Annotated in this window: 15 protein-coding genes and 1 pseudogene; 12 read left to right on the top strand and 4 right to left on the bottom strand. The window is 59.1% G+C overall.

Translation table 11 applies throughout. The features are described 5' to 3' along the window. Positions 1 to 177: 177 nt before the first annotated feature. From DWX39_RS08540 to DWX39_RS08525, 4 genes are all read left to right on the top strand, one after another. Positions 178 to 1,494: an ABC transporter substrate-binding protein gene (locus tag DWX39_RS08540; protein WP_117759389.1), complete on the top strand. Its 1,317-nt coding sequence runs from the start codon at positions 178 to 180 to the stop codon at positions 1,492 to 1,494. An 87-nt stretch (positions 1,495 to 1,581) separates the two neighbouring features. After that, positions 1,582 to 2,436 carry a carbohydrate ABC transporter permease gene (locus DWX39_RS08535; RefSeq protein WP_117759387.1) on the top strand — a complete coding sequence of 285 codons (855 nt, stop codon included), beginning with the start codon at positions 1,582 to 1,584 and terminating at the stop codon, positions 2,434 to 2,436. Further along, the gene (locus DWX39_RS08530; protein WP_117584245.1) at positions 2,436 to 3,275 is read left to right on the top strand and encodes a carbohydrate ABC transporter permease; all 840 of its coding nucleotides are present in this window, start codon (positions 2,436 to 2,438) and stop codon (positions 3,273 to 3,275) included. The genes DWX39_RS08535 and DWX39_RS08530 overlap by 1 nt, the downstream gene beginning before the upstream one ends. Positions 3,276 to 3,343: 68 nt before the next feature. After that, a complete protein-coding gene (locus DWX39_RS08525; protein WP_055252176.1) occupies positions 3,344 to 4,543 on the top strand; it encodes an ABC transporter ATP-binding protein in 1,200 nt (399 codons plus the stop codon). Positions 4,544 to 4,998: 455 nt separating this feature from the next. On the opposite strand, the gene DWX39_RS08520 is transcribed toward DWX39_RS08525, so the two are convergent. The 3 genes from DWX39_RS08520 to galE all read right to left on the bottom strand — a co-directional run bounded on the left by DWX39_RS08520 (position 4,999) and on the right by galE (position 10,183). Beyond that, entirely contained in the window at positions 4,999 to 7,266 is a 2,268-nt protein-coding gene (locus tag DWX39_RS08520) for a glycogen/starch/alpha-glucan phosphorylase (protein ID WP_117759385.1), read from the bottom strand. A gap of 129 nt (positions 7,267 to 7,395) precedes the next feature. Then, positions 7,396 to 8,913 (bottom strand): 4-alpha-glucanotransferase, encoded by a 1,518-nt coding sequence (gene malQ / locus DWX39_RS08515; RefSeq protein ID WP_233508923.1) that lies wholly within the window; start codon positions 8,911 to 8,913, stop codon positions 7,396 to 7,398. A 208-nt stretch (positions 8,914 to 9,121) separates the two neighbouring features. After that, positions 9,122 to 10,183: a UDP-glucose 4-epimerase GalE gene (gene galE / locus DWX39_RS08510; RefSeq protein WP_117759381.1), complete on the bottom strand. Its 1,062-nt coding sequence runs from the start codon at positions 10,181 to 10,183 to the stop codon at positions 9,122 to 9,124. 267 nt (positions 10,184 to 10,450) lie between these two features. Here galE and DWX39_RS08505 point away from each other — a divergent pair, with 267 nt between their 5' ends. Then, on the top strand, positions 10,451 to 11,659 hold the full coding sequence (locus DWX39_RS08505) for a hypothetical protein (RefSeq protein WP_117759379.1): 1,209 nt from the start codon (positions 10,451 to 10,453) through the stop codon (positions 11,657 to 11,659). A 219-nt stretch (positions 11,660 to 11,878) separates the two neighbouring features. Here the strand turns inward: DWX39_RS08505 and murB are convergent, their stop codons facing one another. Continuing rightward, on the bottom strand, positions 11,879 to 12,841 hold the full coding sequence (murB, locus tag DWX39_RS08500) for a UDP-N-acetylmuramate dehydrogenase (RefSeq protein ID WP_117759377.1): 963 nt from the start codon (positions 12,839 to 12,841) through the stop codon (positions 11,879 to 11,881). A gap of 183 nt (positions 12,842 to 13,024) precedes the next feature. Here murB and DWX39_RS08495 point away from each other — a divergent pair, with 183 nt between their 5' ends. The 7 genes and pseudogenes from DWX39_RS08495 to DWX39_RS08465 all read left to right on the top strand — a co-directional run. Beyond that, complete coding sequence (locus tag DWX39_RS08495) at positions 13,025 to 14,053, top strand: LacI family DNA-binding transcriptional regulator (protein WP_089573627.1); 1,029 nt, start codon at positions 13,025 to 13,027, stop codon at positions 14,051 to 14,053. 204 nt (positions 14,054 to 14,257) lie between these two features. Further along, complete coding sequence (locus DWX39_RS08490; RefSeq protein ID WP_117759375.1) at positions 14,258 to 16,786, top strand: phosphoketolase; 2,529 nt, start codon at positions 14,258 to 14,260, stop codon at positions 16,784 to 16,786. A gap of 419 nt (positions 16,787 to 17,205) precedes the next feature. Then, the gene (locus DWX39_RS08485) at positions 17,206 to 17,694 is read left to right on the top strand and encodes a hypothetical protein (protein WP_117759373.1); all 489 of its coding nucleotides are present in this window, start codon (positions 17,206 to 17,208) and stop codon (positions 17,692 to 17,694) included. A 38-nt stretch (positions 17,695 to 17,732) separates the two neighbouring features. Continuing rightward, the gene (locus DWX39_RS08480) at positions 17,733 to 18,500 is read left to right on the top strand and encodes a GntR family transcriptional regulator (RefSeq protein ID WP_117759371.1); all 768 of its coding nucleotides are present in this window, start codon (positions 17,733 to 17,735) and stop codon (positions 18,498 to 18,500) included. Beyond that, positions 18,485 to 19,198, top strand: a complete 714-nt coding sequence (locus tag DWX39_RS08475; RefSeq protein WP_117638248.1) for a GntR family transcriptional regulator — start codon at positions 18,485 to 18,487, stop codon at positions 19,196 to 19,198. Before DWX39_RS08480 ends, DWX39_RS08475 begins: the two co-directional genes overlap by 16 nt. A 194-nt stretch (positions 19,199 to 19,392) precedes the next feature. Next, on the top strand, positions 19,393 to 20,508 hold the full coding sequence (locus DWX39_RS08470) for an SIS domain-containing protein (protein ID WP_117759369.1): 1,116 nt from the start codon (positions 19,393 to 19,395) through the stop codon (positions 20,506 to 20,508). Positions 20,509 to 20,568: 60 nt separating this feature from the next. Further along, positions 20,569 to 21,070 (top strand): annotated as a pseudogene (locus tag DWX39_RS08465) (SIS domain-containing protein); the annotation flags it as partial.

Here is a 21,070-nt window from a genome sequence, read left to right as displayed (position 1 = left end):
TCAAGTATCAAGTCGAAATTACCGTTCACCGAAGTTTTTCTACCGCTCTAGTAATACTTGTTCAAACAACTAGCCAAATAGCGTATTGTACAAGTCAGCAAAAGGGGCAAAGTCCCCGAGCCAATCTCCGAAGGCGGCGGCAAAGGGTGCCGCCACGGTGTGAAAGGGTGGATTGTAATGAAGAACGAAATGAGCAGAAGGCAGTTCCTGGGCTTTGCTGGTTCCGCGGCTGCGGTTCTTGGTCTGGGCCTCGTGGGCTGCGGTGGTTCTGCCGGCTCTGGCTCCTCTGCTTCTGGTGACGCTGCCGAGGTCTACTTCCTCCAGTTCAAGCCCGAGGTCGACAAGGAGTGGAAGGAGATCGCCAAGGCGTACAAGAAGGAGAAGGGCGTCGAGGTCAAGATCGTGACCGCCGCCTCCAACACCTACGAGGAGAAGCTCAAGTCCGAGATGTCCAAGAGCTCCGCTCCGACGCTGTTCCAGGTCAACGGCCCCACCGGCCTTAAGAACTGGAAGGACTACTGCGCCGATCTTTCCGACACCAAGCTCCGCGGCGAGCTCATCGACGACTCCCTGGCGCTGCAGTCCGACGGCAAGGATCTGGGTATCGACTGGGTTCAGGAGAGCTACGGCATCATTTACAACAAGGAGCTCCTCGAGAAGGCCGGCTACAAGGCCGAGGACATCAACTCCTTCGACAAGCTGAAGGCTTGCGCCGATGACATCCAGGCCCGCAAGGACGAGCTCGGCGTTGACGGTGCCTTCACTTCCGCCGGTATGGATGACTCCTCCAGCTGGCGCTACACCACGCACCTCGCCAACCTCCCGCTCTACTACGAGTTCGAGAAGGAGCACAATCAGGAGGACGACGAGATCAAGGGCGAGTATCTCGACAACTTTAAGCAGATCTTCGACCTGTACATCACCGACTCCACCTGCGATCCTTCGCAGCTCGCCTCCAAGACCGGTGACGACGCCACCAACGAGTTCGCAACCGGCAAGGCCGTCTTCTATCAGAACGGCTCTTGGGCCTACGCCGACCTCACCAAGGCCGGTATGGCCGACGACCAGCTCGGCATGCTGCCGATCTACATCGGCGTCGACGGCGAGGAGAACCAGGGCCTGTGCTCCGGCGGCGAGAACTACTGGTGCGTCAGCTCCCAGGCTTCCGAGGATGCCCAGAAGGCCACCGAGGACTTCATGTATTGGTGCGTCACTTCTGACACCGCCACCAGCATCATCGCTGACAAGATGGGTCTGACCGCCCCGTTCAAGAGCGCTAAGGAGACCACCAACGTCTTCTCTCAGCAGGCCGTTGCTATGGCCAAGGACGGCAAGAAGACCGTCGCTTGGGACTTCGTTTACATCCCCTCCGAGGAGTGGAAGAAGAACCTCAAGCAGGCTCTCATCGCTTATGCTGCCGACAACACCAAGTGGGACGGCGTCAAGAACGCCTTCGTCGATGGCTGGAAGACCGAGAAGGCTGCTTCCGAGTAAGCAGTTGCTGCCCAAGCTATCTGATTAGCGACAGGGGGCGGGCAGACGTAGGTTTGCCCGCCCCCTGCATATTGAAAGGACCCTTCTATGGGCAAAGCACTCAAGCGCTGGTGGCCGCTCTTTATGCTGCCCACGTGCCTGGCGTTTATGATCGGGTTCGTGATTCCCTTTATCCAGGGTTTCTATCTCTCGTTCTGCCAGTTTATTACCATCAATAACGCGCACTTTGTCGGTATCGAGAACTACGTGCGCGCGCTGTCCGATCCGCAGTTTGCCACGTCGTTCTTCTTTACCGTGGCGTTTGCCTTCCTGTCGACGGTGCTCATCAACGTGATCGCGCTGGCCATTGCGCAGGCGCTCACTCGCAAGGCGCTCAAGGGCACCAACATCTTCCGTACGATTTTCTTTATGCCTAACCTGATTGGCGGCATTGTACTGGGTTACATTTGGCAGATTCTGATCAACTGCCTGCTCTCCAACGTGGGTGCCCAGCTTATCGCCCTCAACTCCGCCGCTGGCTTCTGGGGCCTTATCATCCTGACCCTGTGGCAACAGGTCGGCTACATGATGATCATCTACATCGCCGGTCTGCAGTCCATTCCGTCTGACTACATCGAGGCCGCCAAGGTCGATGGCGCTACGGCATGGCAGACGTTTTGGAAGGTTAAGATCCCCAACCTGATGCCGACCATCACCATCTGCCTGTTCCTGTCCATCACCAACGGCTTTAAGCTGTTCGACCAGAACCTCGCCCTTACCGGTGGCGCCCCGGCGCACTCCACCGAGATGCTCGCCCTGAACATCTACAACACGTTCTATTCGCGTGCTGGCATCGCATGGCAGGGCATCGGTCAGGCCAAGGCAGTTATCTTCTGCATCCTGGTTGTCGCTATTTCTATGATCCAGCTTAAGGCCACGAGGTCCAAGGAGGTGCAGCAGTAATGAAACGCGATAAGGCTATCAACCGCGCGCTCTCGATCTTCTTTACGATCCTGTCGCTCGCATGGATCTACCCCGTGTTCATGATTGCGCTCAATTCCTTTAAGAAAGCGACCGCAATCAGCACCACCACGGCGTTCGATCTGCTCACGCCCGAGACGTTCAACGGCCTCGCAAACTACGTGCACGCTCTGAACGAGCAGGGCTTTGCCTCGGCGTTTATGTACTCGCTCATCATCACAGTCACGTCGGTCGTGCTGATTCTGGTGTGCTGCTCCATGTGCGCTTGGTACGTGGTGCGCGTCAACAGCAAGATCTCGAACTTCTTCTATTACCTGTTCGTGTTCTCGATGGTTGTACCGTTCCAGATGCTCATGTTTACGCTGTCCAACCTGGCGGACCGCATCGGCTTCAACACGCCGTTTAACATCTGCTTCATCTACCTTGGTTTTGGCGCGGGCCTCGCGGTCTTTATGTTCGCCGGCTTTGTAAAGAACATCCCGCTCGAGATCGAAGAGGCGGCCATGATCGACGGCTGCAACCCGGTCCAGGTGTTCTTTAAGATCGTCCTTCCCATCATGAAGCCCACCTATCTTTCGGTCGGCATCCTCGAGACCATGTGGGTCTGGAACGACTACCTGCTGCCCTACCTTACGCTCGACTCCACTAAGTACAAGACCATTCCTATCTTGATCCAGTACTTCCGTGGCGGCTATGGCCACGTCGAGCTCGGCCCCATGATGGCATGCATCATGATGGTCGTCATCCCCATCGTCATCATGTACATCTTCTGCCAGAAGTACATCATTGACGGCGTTGTGGCAGGTGCCGTCAAGGGCTGATGCCGTAACTGTTTTGCAAGTTTTGGCGGCTCCCCTCAGCGCGGCGCCGCGTATCGAAAGGTAGAGACATGGCCGAGATCGTTCTCAAACATGTTCAGAAGGTGTATCCCAACAACGAGTCAAAAAAGAAGGGCTTCTTTGGCAAAAAGAAGAAGACCGAGGAGAAGAAGCACAACCTCAAGGTTACCGAGGACGGTGTGCTCGCTGTAGAGGACTTCAACCTCACCGTTCACGACCAGGAGTTCATCGTCCTCGTTGGCCCCTCTGGCTGCGGTAAGTCCACGACGATGCGCATGGTCGCCGGCCTGGAGGACATTACCTCGGGCGACGTGCTCATCGACGGCAAGCGCGTCAACGACGTGGCGCCCAAGGACCGCGACATCGCCATGGTGTTCCAGAGCTACGCTCTGTACCCCAATATGACGGTGTACGAGAACATGGCATTTACGCTCGAGCTCAAGAAGGTCCCCAAGGACGAGATCGACCGCAAGGTTCGCTCTGCTGCCGAGATCCTGGGCATTACCGAGTATCTCGACCGTAAGCCTAAGGCGCTTTCGGGTGGCCAGCGCCAGCGCGTCGCCATCGGCCGCGCCATCGTGCGAGACCCCAAGGTCTTCCTGATGGACGAGCCGCTGTCCAACCTGGACGCCAAGCTTCGTAACCAGATGCGTGCCGAGCTCATTAAGCTGCGCCACGAGATCAAGGGCACGTTCATTTATGTTACTCACGACCAGACCGAGGCTATGACCCTCGGTGACCGTATCGTGGTCATGAAGGACGGCGTCGTCCAGCAGATCGCCACCCCGCAGGAGGTCTTCAACCATCCCGCGAACATCTTCGTCGCCGGCTTTATCGGCGTGCCGCAGATGAACTTCTTCGATGCCCAGCTGGTGCGCTCGGGCAACGGCTTTACCGTCAAGACCGAGGATATGAACGTGGCGCTCGCCCCCGAGACCTGCGCTCAGCTTGCTCTCAACTGGGACGGCGGCGACGTGAAGGAGATCACGGCCGGCGTGCGTCCCGAGCAGATTCTGCTTGCCGACAAGGACGAGGAGGGCGCGCTCCAGGGTACCGTCGAGGTGACCGAGCTCATGGGTTCGACCGAGCATGTCCACGTGACCGCTCCCGATGGCCAGTTCGTCCTGATCATTCCCGTTGTCGACCTTGAGGCCAAGGGCGCGCTCAAGGCAGGCGACCCCATCTGGTTCAAGTTCGAGAAGAACGCGACCCACCTCTTCGATAAGGTCTCTGGCAAGAACCTTATCTAGGCCCGATCCAATCAGGCCCTCCTTTTGGGCGACTGCGGCTTTGCCATCCTTTTGCCGTGGTCACATATAAGGCTCCCCTCCCGTCCACTGGGCGAGAGGGGAGCCTTTCTTTGTGTTGGGGCTTTCCGTCTGTCAGTTTGTCTTGATCTGTAACAGGTAGGGCCGATTTCGGACGTTAGATGTTACAGATCGAGACGGTTCCGCTGAGCTAACCATTTCATCTAAATCTGTAACACCAAAGGCGAATTTCACCTGCTAGATGTTACAGATTGAGATAAACCCAAGGGGAGGGGCCGGTATGTCTCAATCTGTAACAGCTGGGACCGTTTTGGTTGAGTAGTTGTTATGGATCGAGATTGTTTGGCCGAGTCGGATCACAGGGTAACGTGCGGGCACAAAAAACGGAGCCGCGTTGCCGTGGCTCCGTTTTCAAGAGGATGGGCGATGAAACCGAATTAGCTCAGGTGCCAGATCTCGTCGTTGTACTGGGAGATCGTACGGTCGGACGAGAAGGTGCCGGCGTTGGCGATATTGATGAGCGCCTTGCGCATCCAGGCGTCCTGGTCCTCGTAGTCGGCCAGCACGCGCTCCTTGGTCTGGATGTACTCCTCAATGTCGAGCAGGGCCATAAACCAGTCCTTGCCCTTAATGTCGTCGTGCAGGCGCTGCAGGCGCTCGGCGTTGCCGGTTGCCATAAAGGCCGGGTTGGTGATGAAGTCCACCAGCAGTTTAATGCCGGGCTTGCGGTAGAGCGCACCGGCGTTGTAGGTGCCGTCGGCGTAGAGCTGCTCGACCTGTTTGGACGAGGCACCAAAGGTATAGATGTTCTCGTCGCCCACGAGCTCGGCAATCTCCACGTTGGCACCGTCGAGCGTGCACAGGGTTAGGGCGCCGTTGAGCATGAACTTCATGTTGGAGGTGCCGCTCGCCTCCTTGGAGGCCAGGCTGATCTGCTCGGAGATGTCAGCGGCGGGGATCACGCGCTCGGCGGCGGTGACGTTGTAGTTCTCGATCATGACAACCTGCAGGTAGGGAGCCACGTCGGGGTCGTTTGCAATCCACTGCGACAGCGTCAGGATCAGATGGATGATGTCCTGCGCGATAGTGTAGGCAGGCGCCGCCTTGCCGCCAAAGATGATGGTGACGGGGTGCTTAGGCCTGTTGCCGTTCTTGATATCGAAGTACTTCCAGATGATGTAGAGCGCGAGCATCTGTTGACGCTTGTACTCGTGGATGCGCTTGACCTGGACGTCGATGATGGCGTTGGAGGGAATGGTCACGCCCTGCTCGAGCGCCATGAACTGGCGCATGATGGCCTTGGCCTCGACCTTGGTGGCGGCCAGGCGCTCAAGAACGTCCTTGTCGTCGGCGAACTTGGCGAGTTTGCTCAGATCGCCGGTGCTGCGCCAGTCGGTGCCGATTACATCGTCGAGCAGGCTGGCGAGCGCGGGGTTGGCTCCATGGATCCAGCGGCGGAAGGTGATGCCGTTGGTCTTGTTGGAGAACTTCTCGGGATAGATCTCGTAGAACGGATGAAGCTCGGTGTCCTCCAGGATCTTGGTGTGGAGGGCGGCTACGCCATTGATGGAGAAGCCAAAGTGGATGTCCATGTGGGCCATGTGGACGGTGTCGTATTCGTCGATGACGGCGACGCGCGGGTCATCGTGCTCGGCCTTCGCGATCTCATCGAGCTTGACGATAATGTCGGCGATGGCAGGGGAGACCTTCTGCAGGCTGACGAGCGGCCACTTCTCGAGCGCCTCGGCAAGAATCGTGTGGTTAGTGTAGGCGACCATGGAGCGTACGATGGTCACGGCCTCGTCAAACTCGATGCCATGCTCGGTGGTGAGCAAGCGAATGAGCTCGGGGATGACCATGGTGGGGTGCGTGTCGTTAATTTGGACCACGGCGTAGTCGGCCAGATCGTGCAGGTTGCTGCCGCGCTCGATGGCCTCGTCGATCAGGAGCTGGGCGGCGTTGCTCACCATGAAGTATTCCTGGTAGATGCGAAGCAGGCGGCCCTGCTCGTCGGAATCGTCGGGGTAGAGGAACAAGGTGAGGTTTTTGGCGATCTCGGTCTTGTCGAAGTCGATGGAGCTGCCGGGGACCAGGCCGTCGTCGACGCTCGCCAGGTCGAACAGGCGCAGACGGTTCTTGGTGGGCTGGCCGTAACCGGGCACGTCGATGTTGACGAGCTTGGAGGTAACGGCAAAATCGCCGAACTCGACGGTGTAGGAGCGGTCGTCGTCGACTAGGATGTCCTGCTCACCGAGCCACTCGTCGGGGACGGCCTTCTGCTGGTTGTCGACAAAGCGCTGACGGAACAGGCCGTAGTGATAGTTGAGGCCCACGCCATCGCCGGTCAAGCCCAGCGTGGCGATGGAATCCAGGAAGCATGCGGCCAGGCGGCCCAGGCCGCCGTTGCCGAGCGACGGCTCGACCTCGAACTCCTCGATCTTGTTGAGGTCGTGGCCGGCAGCGGTGAGCTGGTCTTTAACCTCGGCATAGATGCCAAGGTCGATCATGTTGTTGATCAGCAGTTTTCCAATCAAAAACTCAGCAGAGATGTAGTAGAGCTTTTTCTTGCCATTGTTGAGTGGGCAGGCAGCAGAGCGCTCCTGCACGAGCTTGACCAGCAGTTTGTAAATGCGGCGGTCATCGAGTTGCTCGAGCGAAGTTCCAAAGGACTGCTCGGCAAGATCCGCAAGATTGATACAGGGCATGTTTCCTCCTGTGGCGAGTTGACGACATGTCAGAAATTCAAAAGAAGCCCGCGCGAGGGGATTGGAGTGGCCTCGCGCGGGAAAAGCGGTCGCGTCCGCACGGTGGGGTGGGGTCGGGCGCGGTGGCTCCTATTGAGGAAGCTCGATTTCGGCTTCCGATGGGATGCGGAAGTAGGTCTCGGTCCAGTCGGTGAGTTTATGCTCGAGCTCGCGGGTGATGGCGCCATCGAGCATGCGCCAGGTCCAGTTGCCGCCCAGCGTGGCAGGGGTGTTGATGCGCGCCTCATTGCCCAAGTTGAGCAGGTCCTGCATGGTGTAGATGCACGTGTCGCTTACGCTGGCGGCGATGGTGCGATTGAGTGCATCTGCCATGGGTTCGCCGGCCTGCTGATGGGTGTACAGGGCCGCCTGCTCGCGCTGACGCGGGGTGGCCGTTCCCTCAAACCAACCGCGCGCCGTCTCGTTGTCGTGTGTGCCCACATAGGCGACGGTGTTGGCAATGTAGTTGTGCGGCAGGTAGTACGAGTTGGTGCCCTCAAAGGCAAACTGCAAGATCTTCATGCCGGGGAAGCCCGAGTTGTCGCGCATGTCGATGACGCCGGGGGTGAGGAAGCCCAGGTCTTCGGCGATGATGGGCAGCGTGCCGAGCTTTTCCTCGAGCGTCTTGAAGAACTTGAGGCCGGGGCCCTGCGTCCACGAACCGTAGGACGAATCGGGTGAGGAGAACGGCACCTCCCAATAGGCCTCGAAGCCGCGGAAGTGATCCAGGCGGATGACATCGTACATGTCGAGGGCGGCGCGGATGCGGCCCTCCCACCAGGAGAAACCGTCCGACTCCATGGCGTCCCAGTCGTAGATGGGATTGCCCCAGTACTGGCCGGTGGCAGAGAACTGGTCGGGCGGCGTGCCGGCGACACTCACAGGATTACCGGCGGCGTCGATCTTAAAGAGCTCGGGCGTGGCCCACATCTCGACGGAGTCGCGTGAGACATAGATGGGCAGGTCGCCGATGATCAGGATGTCGCGCTCGTTGGCATAGGCCTTGAGGCGGCTCCACTGACGATCGAAGAAGTATTGCGTCATCTGGTGGTAGAGCATGCGCGCGGGATGGGCGGCGCAGACCTTGGCAGAGGCCTCACCGCGGGTACGAAGCTCTGCGGGCCACTCCCAAAATGCCTTGAGCCCGCACTCCTCCTTCACGGTCATAAACTCGCAGTAGGGGATGAGCCAGTCTTCGTTGGTTTGGACAAAGTCGTCGAAGTCGGCCGGCTTGTCGGCGGCAAAGCGCTCGGCGGCGCGGTCGAGAATCTGACGACGGCCACCAAAGATGGCGCCATAGTCGACATTGCTGGGGTCAGCGCCCAGGTATACGCCGTCGATATCGCGCTGCTCCAGGTAACCTGCCTCGATAAGCTCGGCAAAGTCAATGAAGTTAGGGTTGCCCGCGCGGGCCGAGAACGACTGGTAGGGCGAATCGCCATAGCTGGTCGTCGTAAGGGGCAGAATCTGCCAGTAATGTTGTTTGCACGAGGCGAGAAAATCGACGAAGTCGTAGGCATTCCAGCCAAAGCCGCCGATTCCGTATGGTCCGGGCAGAGATGAGACGGGCATGAGGACGCCGCTTGCACGCTCCATGAATGCGCTCACCAACCTTCTTGTTGTGGGGTCGGCCTGCCGATGGGTGTGCAGTCCGCCTCCGATGTTCTGATTCGATATGCCTATTGTAAAACATGTTGTTTAAACATGTACAGGCAAGATATAAAAGTTGGTCGATTTTCGGCGAATGGTTACATGCCGTGAAAAAGCCCCGACCTCACAACGTGAGATCGGGGCAAGAGCGGTATGTAGGTTTTTGCTACTCAGCGTCGGCGAAGCCGTTGGGGTTGTGGCTCTGCCAGTTCCAGCTATCGCGGCACATATCCGCGATGTCGTACTGGGCCTTCCAGCCCATCATGCGCTCGGCCTTGGAGGCATCGCACCAGTTGGCGGCGATATCGCCGGCGCGGCGCTCGCGAATCACATAGGGCAGCTCCTTGCCGCAGGCCTTGGAGAAGGCGGCGATGACCTCGAGCACCGAGGTGCCGGTGCCGGTGCCCAGGTTAAAGATCTCGACGCCGGTCTTGCCGTTCATCCAGTTGAGGGCGGCAACGTGGCCCGAGGCCAGGTCGCAAACGTGGATATAGTCGCGCACGCCCGTGCCGTCGGGAGTGGGGTAGTCATTGCCAAAGACCTGAACGGCCTCGAGCTTGCCCACGGCAACCTGCGCGACATAGGGCACCAGGTTGTTGGGGATGCCCTTGGGGTCCTCGCCGATCAGGCCCGACGGATGGGCGCCGATGGGGTTGAAGTAGCGGAGCAGCACGACGTCCCACTCGGGGTCGGCGGTGTGGACGTCCATAAGGATCTGCTCGATCATCCACTTGGTCCAACCATAGGGGTTGGTCGCGGGCTTCTTAGGATCCTCCTCGGTGACGGGCGGGTTGTCCGGGTCGCCGTAGACGGTCGAGGAGCTCGAGAAGATGATGGACTTGCAGCCATGGTTGCGCATGACGTCGATGAGCACCAGGGTGTTTTCGATGTTGTTGTGGTAGTACTCGACGGGCTTGCTCACCGACTCGCCGACGGCCTTAAAGCCGGCAAAGTGGATGACGCGGTCGATCTGATGGGTGTCGAAGATCTTGTTCATGGCCTCGCGGTCGAGCACGTTGGCCTCGTAGAAGGTGAGGTTTTTGGCAGCCTCTTCGCCCACGATGGTCTTGACGCGGTCGACGGCGACGGCGCTGGAGTTGGAGAGGTCGTCGACGATGACGACCTGATAGCCGCCCTCGAGCAGCTGAACGACGGTGTGCGAGCCGATAAAGCCGGCGCCACCGGTAACGAGGACGCAGGTGTCTTTGGGGTCGAGTGCTTTGGACATGTAGTCTCCTATCGAATCAGGAACACTTCTTGTGGGGAGTATAGCGCAGGCAGGGGTACCAAGAACGTGCGCGGCAGGAAAAGCAGATGAGCATGCTAACGTACTCATGGAAATGTTTGGCGTGGGCATAACCTTGACTTTGACGTTTGCATACGAGCCGCCGACCATACGGTTTGCTGCCGTTCGTGGAAATCGTTGGGATGCGCCGGATGTACGCTAATATGTATGAGTTGAGCGACATATAAATAAACATGTAACGGAGTAGATATGTCACCAAACAGCGATTCCATCCTTTCCCAGGAGCTTTCGCGTCGCACTGCCCTCAAGGCCCTGTTCGGCGCAGCTTCTGCAGCCGTTCTTTTTGGTCTGCCCGCTCGCGCCCATGCTGCGGAGGCCACCAAGGAAACCACCGACAAACTCAATGCGGCCCAGGCTCAGCTTGACGAGGTCCAGGCCCAGCTCGACAGCATCGCAAATGAATACGCGGCGCTGGCCAACAAGAACGCCCAGACCCTCAACGATATCGAGGGCGTACAGGGCCAGATTGACAGTACGCAGGCGCAGATTGACGAAAAGAAGGCCGAGCTCAAAAAGAAGCGCGACGATCTTTCCGATCGCGTTTCCGCCAGCTATAAGTCGGGCGGCACCAACATCCTGTCGCTGCTGCTCGCCTCGGGTTCGTTTGAGGAGCTCGTCGCCAATGCGCACTATGTTGAGAAGATCAACAAGAGCGACCGCGACGCCATCGAGGACATTCAGACCATCCAGGAAGAGCTCGATGCGCAAAAGACCGAGCTCGAGTCGCAGAAGGCCGACTTGGAGAAGCTCAAGGACCAGCAGACTGCCCAGATGCAGGATATGCAGGCCAAGCAGCAAGAGGTCCAGACCGTGCTGAGCGGTCTTTCCGACGACGTCAAGGAGCTCATGGCTCAGCGCGATTCAGAGATTCTCGCTGCCGCCCAGGCCGAGGAAGCTGCCAAGAAAGCCGCCTCCGCTGCCGCGGCCGCCGCGAACAAGAACAATTCCTACTCGGGTGGTTCGAGCTCGGGCGGTGGATCGTATGCGCCCGGAACTCCGCAGCAGAATGCCGGCTCGGGCAAGCAGCAGGCCGTCGTCAACGCGTGCTACTCCACGCCTTCGCCGGGTCAGAACTGGTGCGCGGCGTGGGTTACCAATGTCTTCCGTAAGGCCGGCGTTGGCTACTTTGGCGGTAACGCGTGCGATATGTTTAACGCCTGGTGCTATAGCTCCGACCGCTCGGCGCTGCAGGTGGGCATGATTGTTGCCGACTCATCGCATAGCGGTACCGGCATACCGGGTCTGATCTATGGCCACGTGGGCATCTATGTTGGCGGCGGCATCGTTATGAGTAACGAGGGCGCCATCACGTCGAGGTCGCTTGACTCGTTCATTGGGTTCTACGGCACTGGCTCTGGCGTGCGCTGGGGCTGGCTTGGCGGTATTGCGCTGTCGTAGCTGCGGTTTGGTCCGGGACAGTCCGAGAGGCATAAGGTTGCCTGCTCGGGCAGTCCTGCTCGCACGGAGAGCACATTAAGTGCTCTCCGGCTCGTGCGGAACTCGCGATCAACCTTATGCCTCTCGGACTGTCCCGGCCCTCTCGGGTCCTGAGCGCGATACACCGGACTGGTTGTCTGATATAAAGATGGCGAAGGCCCCTTTCGGGGCCTTCTTTGTTTAGAGGAATTCGCCTACTCGGTGGACTTCGGGTTCGAGGTCCACGTCGAATTGGTCTTTGACGGTTGTTTGGATGTGGCGGATGAGTTCGTCGACATCGGCGGCGGTGGCGTGGTCGGCGTTGACGATGAAGCCGCAGTGCTTTTCGCTCACCTGCGCGCCGCCAATGGCGTGTCCTCGCAGGCCGGCGTCCATGATGAGCTTGCCGGCAAAGTGGCCCTCGGGGCGCTTGAAGGTGGAGCCGGCACTCGGCATGTCGAGCGGCTGCTTGTCCTCGCGGCGCTGGCGGTAGTCGTCCATGTCGGCCTTGATCATCGCGGCGTTGCCCGGGGCGAGATTGAAAGTGGCCGAAAGCACGATGAAACCGTCGTCGGCAATGCGGCTCTTGCGATAGCCCAGGTTGAGCTCATCGACATCGAACTCGATAATGCTGCCGCTACCGCGGGTGCCGTCGTCGAGCATGCGGGCGGGCTTGTAGACGCGCACAGACCCCAGCACATCGGCCATGCAGGCACCGTAGGCACCGGCGTTCATGTAGCAGGCGCCGCCGACCGATCCGGGGATGCCCGAGATGGGCTCCATGCCGGTGAGACCGGCCTCGGCTGCTGCCGCGGCGACATCGGAAAGCAGGGCGCCGGCTGCCGCCGTGACGTGCGTGCCATCGACGGTGATGTTGGAGAGGCCTTCGCCCAGTGCCACGACGACGCCGCGGATGCCTTTGTCGCCGACGAGCAGGTCGGAGCCGTTGCCCACGATGGTGAGGGGCAGGTCGCAGCGATAGCAGGTATCGAGTGTGGCGACGAGGCCCTGCTCTGTATCGGGCGTGACAAAGACGTCGGCCGGGCCGCCGATCTTAAACGTGGTGTGCTCGCGCATGGGCTCGCTCATGAGTACGTTGTCCTCGCCGGCAACGCCGGCGAGCGCGCAGAGCAGGTCCTCGTTAAAAAAGTCGTTCTCGTGCATGCGAATATCCGCCTTTTGGTGGTTGTTGTCATAAATCGATTGCAATATACCCCACCTGGACGGATTTGGTGCGCTGACGGCGATAAAACAGCCGTCCACCGGATTGGTAAAGTGTTTATCACCGAGGTAGATGGGCAGTCGCTATACTTTCAAGAGATTGCGCGTAAACTCGGAAGGAGCGAGATGGCCAACAAAGTCACCCTCAAGCAGATCGCCCAGGAGGTGGGGCTTTCCCCTTCGTCGGTCTCGCTTGTTCTCAATAATCGGCCCTGTCGCATCTCGGAAGAAAACCGCAAGCTTATCAAGGAGGTTGCGGCGCGCAACCACTATGTTCCTAACCAGATCGCGCGCAGCCTGGTCATGCGCGAGTCGCGCACACTGGGCCTTATCGTTCCCAATATCGAGAGCCGCTTTTTTGCCTCGCTCGCCGGCAGCTTGGAAAAGCGCTGCCGCGAGGACGGTTACGCGCTCTTTATTACCAGCTCGGGTGGAAGCGCCGATGACGATCTGGAACTGCTGCGCCAGCTGGTGACGCGCGGCGTCGACGGCGTCTTTCTGGTAGTGGGTGACGAGTTCTCCGACGATCGCGCCCTGCGCGAGGAAGTGAGCCATCTGCCCATCCCTGCCGTGATGGTCGACCGCGCCATTGAGGGCCTCGAGTGCGACAAGGTGATGTTCGACCACGAGATGGGCGGCTACATGGCCACCCGCTATCTGATCGAGCAAGGCCACCGTCGCATCGCCTGTCTGGTTAACGCGCGTCGCTCCAATACGGGTCGCAAACGACTCGCCGGTTACGAGCGCGCGCTGCGCGAGGTGGGACTGCCCATCGACGCGCGCCTGGAGTTTGAGAGCGAATATTACATCCCGAGTGCCTATGAGGCCTCGGAGGCGGTGCTTGCAACCGATGCCACCGCCGTGTTCGCAAGCTCGGATAACATTGCCCTCGGTCTGCTCAAGCGCTTGCACGAGATGGGGAAGAGCATCCCAGGCGATATCTCGGTCGTAAGCTATGACAACTCGGCGGCCGACGTTCTCTTTGAGCCGGCGCTGACCGCGATTGAGCAGGACCCTGGTGTCCTTGCGGAGCATGCTTTTGGCTGCATGTCCAAGCGTCTTGCCGGTAGGGGCGGCAGGCGTGCCGAAGAGGTCGTTCTGGAGCCGGAGCTTATCGTTAAGGACAGCGTGCTCGAGCTTACTAAACACAACTAAACACGTTTATCAATTTGCAGAGACCGAATGTGGAGTACCTGTGATAGTCAACGCCGCAGGTGAATGTCGCGTTTTGTTGATCGATGGGATTGATAAGGGTGATAAAACGTTTTTTCACCATGATAAAACGTTTTAGCAAATATACTAGTCCCAACGAATGGTTGCCGTATCGGAGGGTGACCGCACAGCGAAGGGACATAAACAATGGCTAAAACACTGGGGACGCCGTGGCAAAAGCTGGGACACGAGGTGCCGGCTTCCGAGCTCGAGGGCGTCGATCTGTATTGGCGCGCATCGAACTATCTGTCCGTCGGTCAGATCTACCTTCGCTCTAACCCGCTGATGCGCACCGACTTTGTCGATGAGAAAACCGGTGAGGTGCGCGACTTTGGTCGCCCGGACGTTAAGCACCGCTTGGTCGGTCACTGGGGCACCACGCCTGGCATCAACTTCCTGTTCGGTCATGTCAACCGTCTCATCGCCGACCACAACCAGAACGCCATCTTCCTGATGGGTCCGGGCCACGGTGGCCCTGCCGGCACCGCCCAGTCGCTGCTCGATGGCACCTACCGTGAGATCCGCCCCGACATCACCAATGACGAGGCTGGTCTGCAGAAGTTCTTCCGCCAGTTTTCTTATCCCGGCGGCATCCCGAGCCACTTTGCGCCCGAGACGCCCGGCTCCATCCACGAGGGCGGCGAGCTCGGCTACACGCTCAGCCATGCCTACGGCGCCGTCATGGACAACCCGAGCCTGTTGGCCGTGGCCGTAGTGGGCGACGGCGAGTCCGAGACCGGTCCGCTCGCGACTTCTTGGCAGTCCAACAAGCTCGTGAACCCGGCAACCGACGGTATCGTCCTGCCGATCCTGCACCTCAACGGCTACAAGATCGCCAACCCCACCATCCTTGCCCGCGTGTCCGACGAAGAGCTTACCAAGTTCTTTGAGGGCATGGGCTACAAGCCGCATTTCTTTGTCGCCGGTTTTGACGACGAGAGCCATGCAAGCATTCATGCGCGTTTTGCCGCCCTGTTTGAGCAGGTTTTCGATGAGATTTGCGACATCAAGGCCACCGCTTTGGCCCAGGCTGCGGCGGGCGAGACCGTGGTCCGTCCGGCCTACCCCATGATCGTGTTCCGTACGCCCAAGGGCTGGACTTGCCCCAAGCAGATCGACGGCAAGAAGACCGAGGACTCCTGGCGTGCGCATCAGGTGCCGCTGGCGAGTGCCAAGGACACTCACGAGCACTTCCGCGTGCTGCGCGAGTGGCTGCGCTCCTACAAGTCCGAGGAACTCTTTACGCCCGAGGGCAAGGTGCGCCCCGAGGTGACGGCCTTTATGCCGACCGGTGAGCTGCGCATTGGCGCCAACCCCAATGCAAACGGCGGCAAGGTGCGCCGCGAGCTCGAGCTCCCCGATATTCACGCCCACGAGATCCCCGTCGCAAGTAAGGGACACGGCTGGGGCTCCACCGAGGCCGCCCGCGTCTTTGGCGAGTACACTGCCGACGTTCTGGCCAAGAACATGGACGATTTCCGTATCTTCGGTCCCGATGAGACCGCGTCCAACCGCCTGCAGGCTGCCTACAAGGTGACCAAGAAGCAGTGGGACGCCGGCTTTTACGAGGACGATGCCAACGACGAGCTGCTGGCCGGTTCCGGTAAGGTTGTCGAGCAGCTGTCCGAGCACCAGTGCGAGGGCTTCCTCGAGGCCTACGTGCTCACCGGCCGCTCCGGCGTGTGGAGCTCCTACGAGAGCTTTGTCCATGTGGTCGACTCCATGGTCAACCAACACTGCAAGTGGCTCGAGGCAACCAAGCGCGAGATTCCGTGGCGTGCCCCCATTAGCGGTCTCAACATTTTGCTGTCGAGCCATGTCTGGCGTCAGGACCACAACGGCTTCTCGCACCAGGACCCCGGCTTTATCGACCTGCTGCTCAACAAGGCCAACGACACGCATATCGTGAATGCCTACTATCCGGCCGACGCCAACATGGCGCTTGCCGTTGCCGAGCGCGTCTACCAGTCCATCGACTGCGTCAACGCCATCTTCTGCGGCAAGCAGCCAGCCCCCACCTTCCAGACGGTCGACGAGGCCAAGTCCGAGCTCGCCGAGGGCGTCGCGACTTGGGAGTGGGCATCGACTGCCGACTCGCTCGCCGAGGCCGACGTCGTGGTCGCCGCGTGCGGCGACGTGCCGACGCTCGAGGCTCTGGCCGCAACCGACATGCTGCGTGAGCTGGGCATTAAGGTGTGGTTCGTCAACGTGGTCGACCTGCTCAAGATTCAGAACGTCTGCGAGAACGACCAGGCCATCAGCGATGAGCGCTGGGCTGAGCTGTTCGGTTGTGGCGAGAAGCCCGTGCTCTTCGCATTCCACGCCTATGCCGGCACGATCCGCCGTCTGATCTGGAACCGCCCCGGCCACGATGCCTTCCGCGTCCACGGCTACGAGGAGAAAGGCTCCACGACCACGCCGTTCGACATGCTGCGCCTGAACAACATGGACCGCTGGGCTCTGGCCGCCGACGTGCTGCGCATGGTCGACGCCGATAAGTTTGCCGAGCAGATTGATAAGTGGGAGGCTTTCCGCACCGAGGCCTTTGAGTTCGCGTGCGACGAGGGCTTCGATCACCCGGCCTTTACCGACTGGGTCTGGCCCGACGCCGCAGCCGCAACCGCTGCCGACGGCGCGCTCTCCGCAACGCAGATGACCGCGGGCGACAACGAGTAGGTAGGCATCCGGGACGGTCTCGCGCTGGGGCCTGCTCCGGGCGGGTGCCTTCCTCTGAGAAGTGGGCTTCGCGAACTTCTCCGAGGAAGGGCACCAGCCCGGAGGCGGCCCTCTCGACCGTTTCGATATGCGGGGGCTGATATTTTTTAATGTAATGGGGACTTGGCTGTTGCTGCCTTGTGGATTGTGCATCCAACTAGGATCAGCCAAGATTACATTGCCGGGGCCGGGGAGGCATACTTTGTTTTGAGAAGTTCGCGAAGCCCACTTCTCAAAACAAAGTATGCCTCCCCGGCCCTCGTCCGTGAACTTTTCCGCTGGGCGAGCCATAGACGCCGCGTACCGATAGGGTAAGGCGGCGGCTTGAAATTGGTGCTATATTCAGCTTGAGTTGTTTAATGCTAGTACGGGAGGCTGATATGGGGCTGTTCAAGAAGAAAAACCCGCAGGACGCCTTTGATCCCGATGTGTTTACCATCACGGATACGATTTTGGACCCGCCGCGGTTTACGTTTTTGCCGGCTATCTACCAGGATGCCACGCGTCGCAAGTGGGCCGTACATCAGCGCGGCAGCGAGCCGAAGATTTTTGACTATGCGGACGTGTTGCAGTGCGAAGTGGCCGAGGCGGGCGATCCGGAGGCCGATGAAGCGGTCTCTAAACAGGAATTTGCCCAGCGTATTCTGGCAAATCCCGCTAAGGCGGCAAAAATGAACGCAGCCAAGCGTAATATGTGTCTTGGTATGGGCGTTGTTGTGGCGGTTCAGACGGGAAAAGACGAGGTTTCCAAACTAGAGATTCCCGTTATGACCGATGAAGTCAAACGCGATTCAAGCCTGTATAAGTCGTATCGGAATGTCGCCGAGAAGATCAAGGCCGAATTTGATGCCATGGGTGGTCTGGCCTAATTTTGGCGACATACGTTTCTGAACGAGGAGTCTGTGCAATGGCAGGCGAATCTTATGCAATTCCCCCCAAAGATCGTGCTGTTGAGGGGATTCTTTGGTATATCCAGCACCATCAGCTTGCCGGCGGCGATCGCCTGCCGGCCGAGCGCGTGCTGTGCGAAGAGATTGGCGTTTCGCGTACGGCGTTGCGCGCCGGTATCACGCGGCTCATCTCGTGTGGAACGCTCGAGAGCCGTCGCGGATCGGGTACGTATGTGTGTCCTCCCAAACCGCTCAATATCTTTCAGGAAACGTATAACTTTTCCGATGCTGTGCGGACTGCCGGCCTGCACCCCTCTTCTCGTCTGGTTTCCACCGTGGCCATCGAGGCGGATGAGGCGCTTGCCGACAAGCTTGGGGTTGCTGTAGGCGCTCCTTTGCTCCGCATGCAGCGTGTTCGACTTATTGAGGGCGAGCCGGCGTCAATCGAGACGGCTCACGTTAACCTGTCCCTGTGCCCCTCGCTTCCCGATCACGATTTTGAGTGTGAGAGCCTTTACGATGTCTTGCTCAAAGAAGGTGGCGTGCGCGTTGAGCATGGACGTGAGCATATCTCCATCTCGCGTTTGAACGCCGAAGAGGCCGAGTTACTCCAGCAAGAAGAGGGAACGCCGGTGTTCTATGAGAGCACGATAGAATTTGATAAGGACATGCGTTTTGTGGAGCATTGCAAATCGGTGATTTTGCCCACAAAGTTCCGCTTTGCCGATAACGGTGAAAAGAACGGCATGAGGAGCGTGGCAGGTGAACAATGGCTGAAACAGTAGATGCCACCCCGGTTTATATGCGCATTCGACGCCGCATCGAGGAGCGTATCGAGCGCGGTATATATCCCACGGGTTCCATGATCCCGTCCGAAAAAGACCTCGCCGAGGAATTTGGTACGACGCGCTTGACCATCCGAAGCGCTGTCGATGAGCTGGTTCGGCGTGGGCAGATTCGACGCGTCCGCGGAAAGGGCGCGTTTGTGGCACAGAAAGTGCCCGTTGCCTACGAGCGAACGGGAGGCTTTCGCGAATCGGTTCGTGCTTCGGGCGGCGAGCCGTCCGTCCGCATCCTCGCGCGTTCCAAGCGTTATGCGGGTCCATATTATGCCAACCTGTTTGGCATTGCCGAGGACGATTTACTGTATTCGATTCGGCGTTTGAACTGCGTCAACGGCGATCCCGTATCGATTGAGATGGCGTTCATCCCGTGCCTGCTGTTTCCCACAATCGAAGATATTGACGTGTCGGTCTTCAGTTTGTACGAGACCTATGAGATGTTGGGCCGAAAGCCGGTCATGGCACAGGAAAAGCTCGATATCGAAGCGCTGGGCGCGCGAGATGCCGGCCTGCTTGGACTGGAGCAGGGCGATCTTGCCTTGACGCTTGAGTGCGTGAGCTTCGATGCGAGCGGCCAGGCGATCGAGTACGTCAAGTCGTTTAACCGCGGTGATGCGGGTGGATATACCTATACGTACTAGCTGGTTTTTTGCATAACGGGCTGAAAAGCTGACGGAATTTTGATTTGTTGAGCAGACTGCATATACGACCTTACATGGCTCAAAATCGACCGTTCGCCGATGGGGACAAATTAATCGACAAAAAGGTATCAAAAAGCCGTAACCTGTAACTGTGATTGGTATCAAATACTAATGATTTGTTACGAGGTGAGACGATGAAGATGCTCGATTACGTTCAGCTTGCCCATGTGCGTATGGGAGAGAACCTCGAGCGTTCGTCTGAGCTGGTAGCGCAGCTCGTTGATATTTTCCAGTCCGGTTCTTTTGACGCGCTGCGCATCGTTGCTTCGGGTTCGTCGCGCCATGCCGCCGATTGCGCCCGCGATTACCTGCAAGATACCCTGCAAATGCAGGTGTCCGTTGTGACGCCCGAGGCCTTCGTCGATTTTGAACACACCTATCCGCAGCATGCGCTCAACATTGCCGTTTCGCAGAGCGGCTATTCGACCAATACGATCGCGGCGCTCGATTACATGCGCGCGCACGATATGGCTGCAGTTGCGCTCACGGCAAACGTCGAGGCACCCATCAGGGAACACGCTGACATCGTTCTTGACTACGGTGTGGGTGTCGAGTCGGTGGACTTTGTGACTCAGGGCGTCGAGGTTCTCGTTGAGTACCTGGTGCTCTTTGGTATTTACTGTGGTCAGGCGCGCGGAACGATTGACGCCAAGGGCGTTGCCCAGCGTCTTGACGACCTGCGCGAGGCTATCCAGGCCAATGCCGTGATGTGCAAGATCGCCGAGGCATATGTCCAAGACCACATGCTCGAGCTTTCTGAGCACATGCCCGCCATGGTCGTCGGCAACGGCCCCAACTATGGCGTTGCCGAAGAGGCGGCCCTCAAGCTGAGCGAGACCATCAAGATTCCTGCCATGCATCACGAGGGCGAGGAGTTCGTCCACGGTCCTGAGATGCAGATTGTTCCGGGTTATCTGGTGTTTATTGTCGACGATCCGCAGGGGTCGGAGCGTCTTGCGAATATCGCCGATGCGCTATCGAACGTTACGACAAAAACGGTGCTGCTCACGGCCCATCCCAGGGGTAGAGCTCACGAGGTGGCGGTGCCTCAGGTGGCTCCGCTGCTCAGCGCAATTCCCAATCTGGTGTTCTTCCAGACGATTGCGGCCATAATCGCCGAGCGTCTGAAGTCATGGGACGTGCACCCGTATCTCGATGCCGTCTCCAAACAGATGGAGGTTAAGGCGGAGGGCTACGAAGAGTCGGTCAATGCGCTTAAGGCCAAAGCGGCCGAGTGTTACGGAATGTAAGCGGGCTTTGATGCCCGTTGGCATGGGGGATGTGGAGACAACCCCAGAAAGGAGAAGCAAATGAAGGAAACCGAGAAGATCGAGATCATGCATTTCGACCAGGAGGGCTACCTCGAGGACGGCAAGGCGCTCTACGAGACCGGCAAGAAGATGACCGCCCTCGCCGACAAGGTCGCCGACGAGGGCTACGACGCCGTGTTCCTGATGGGCGTCGGCGGCACCTGGGACGAGCTCATGCAGCTCGAGTACCTCATGAACAAGTTCGGCGACCGCGACCTCGAGGTCTACCTGATCCACGCCGCCGAGTGGAACGTCATGGGCCACAAGCGCATGACCGAGAAGTCCGTCGTGCTCACCGCCTCCGAGTCCGGCACCACCCCCGAGGTCCTCGAGGCCGTCAAGAAGATGAAGGACATGGGCGTGCGCGTCTACGCCATGACCAAGCCCGAGGGCCCCATCGGCCAGGCTGTCGGCGCCGAGAACTGCGTCGCCATGGCTTCTGACCATGGTTCGGGCGGCTGCGAGAAGGGCTACTACCTCGCCGACTGCTTCGGCCTGCGCC

Origin of the sequence: Collinsella sp. AF19-1LB (assembly GCF_003459655.1) — a bacterium.
Taxonomy (GTDB): domain Bacteria; phylum Actinomycetota; class Coriobacteriia; order Coriobacteriales; family Coriobacteriaceae; genus Collinsella.
This window is presented reverse-complemented; position numbering and strand designations above follow the sequence as displayed.

Excerpts from the sequence above, each read along its gene's own strand:
- DWX39_RS08475 (WP_117638248.1), top strand. The coding sequence starts at position 18,485 with ATGGCTGAAACAGTAGATGCCACCCCGGTTTATATGCGCATTCGACGC.
- DWX39_RS08520 (WP_117759385.1), bottom strand. The coding sequence starts at position 7,266 with ATGCCCTGTATCAATCTTGCGGATCTTGCCGAGCAGTCCTTTGGAACT.
- DWX39_RS08505 (WP_117759379.1), top strand. The coding sequence starts at position 10,451 with ATGTCACCAAACAGCGATTCCATCCTTTCCCAGGAGCTTTCGCGTCGC.
- DWX39_RS08530 (WP_117584245.1), top strand. The coding sequence starts at position 2,436 with ATGAAACGCGATAAGGCTATCAACCGCGCGCTCTCGATCTTCTTTACG.
- DWX39_RS08525 (WP_055252176.1), top strand. The coding sequence starts at position 3,344 with ATGGCCGAGATCGTTCTCAAACATGTTCAGAAGGTGTATCCCAACAAC.
- DWX39_RS08485 (WP_117759373.1), top strand. The coding sequence starts at position 17,206 with ATGGGGCTGTTCAAGAAGAAAAACCCGCAGGACGCCTTTGATCCCGAT.
- galE (WP_117759381.1), bottom strand. The coding sequence starts at position 10,183 with ATGTCCAAAGCACTCGACCCCAAAGACACCTGCGTCCTCGTTACCGGT.
- DWX39_RS08540 (WP_117759389.1), top strand. The coding sequence starts at position 178 with ATGAAGAACGAAATGAGCAGAAGGCAGTTCCTGGGCTTTGCTGGTTCC.
- DWX39_RS08470 (WP_117759369.1), top strand. The coding sequence starts at position 19,393 with ATGAAGATGCTCGATTACGTTCAGCTTGCCCATGTGCGTATGGGAGAG.
- DWX39_RS08495 (WP_089573627.1), top strand. The coding sequence starts at position 13,025 with ATGGCCAACAAAGTCACCCTCAAGCAGATCGCCCAGGAGGTGGGGCTT.
- DWX39_RS08480 (WP_117759371.1), top strand. The coding sequence starts at position 17,733 with ATGGCAGGCGAATCTTATGCAATTCCCCCCAAAGATCGTGCTGTTGAG.
- DWX39_RS08535 (WP_117759387.1), top strand. The coding sequence starts at position 1,582 with ATGGGCAAAGCACTCAAGCGCTGGTGGCCGCTCTTTATGCTGCCCACG.
- DWX39_RS08490 (WP_117759375.1), top strand. The coding sequence starts at position 14,258 with ATGGCTAAAACACTGGGGACGCCGTGGCAAAAGCTGGGACACGAGGTG.
- murB (WP_117759377.1), bottom strand. The coding sequence starts at position 12,841 with ATGCACGAGAACGACTTTTTTAACGAGGACCTGCTCTGCGCGCTCGCC.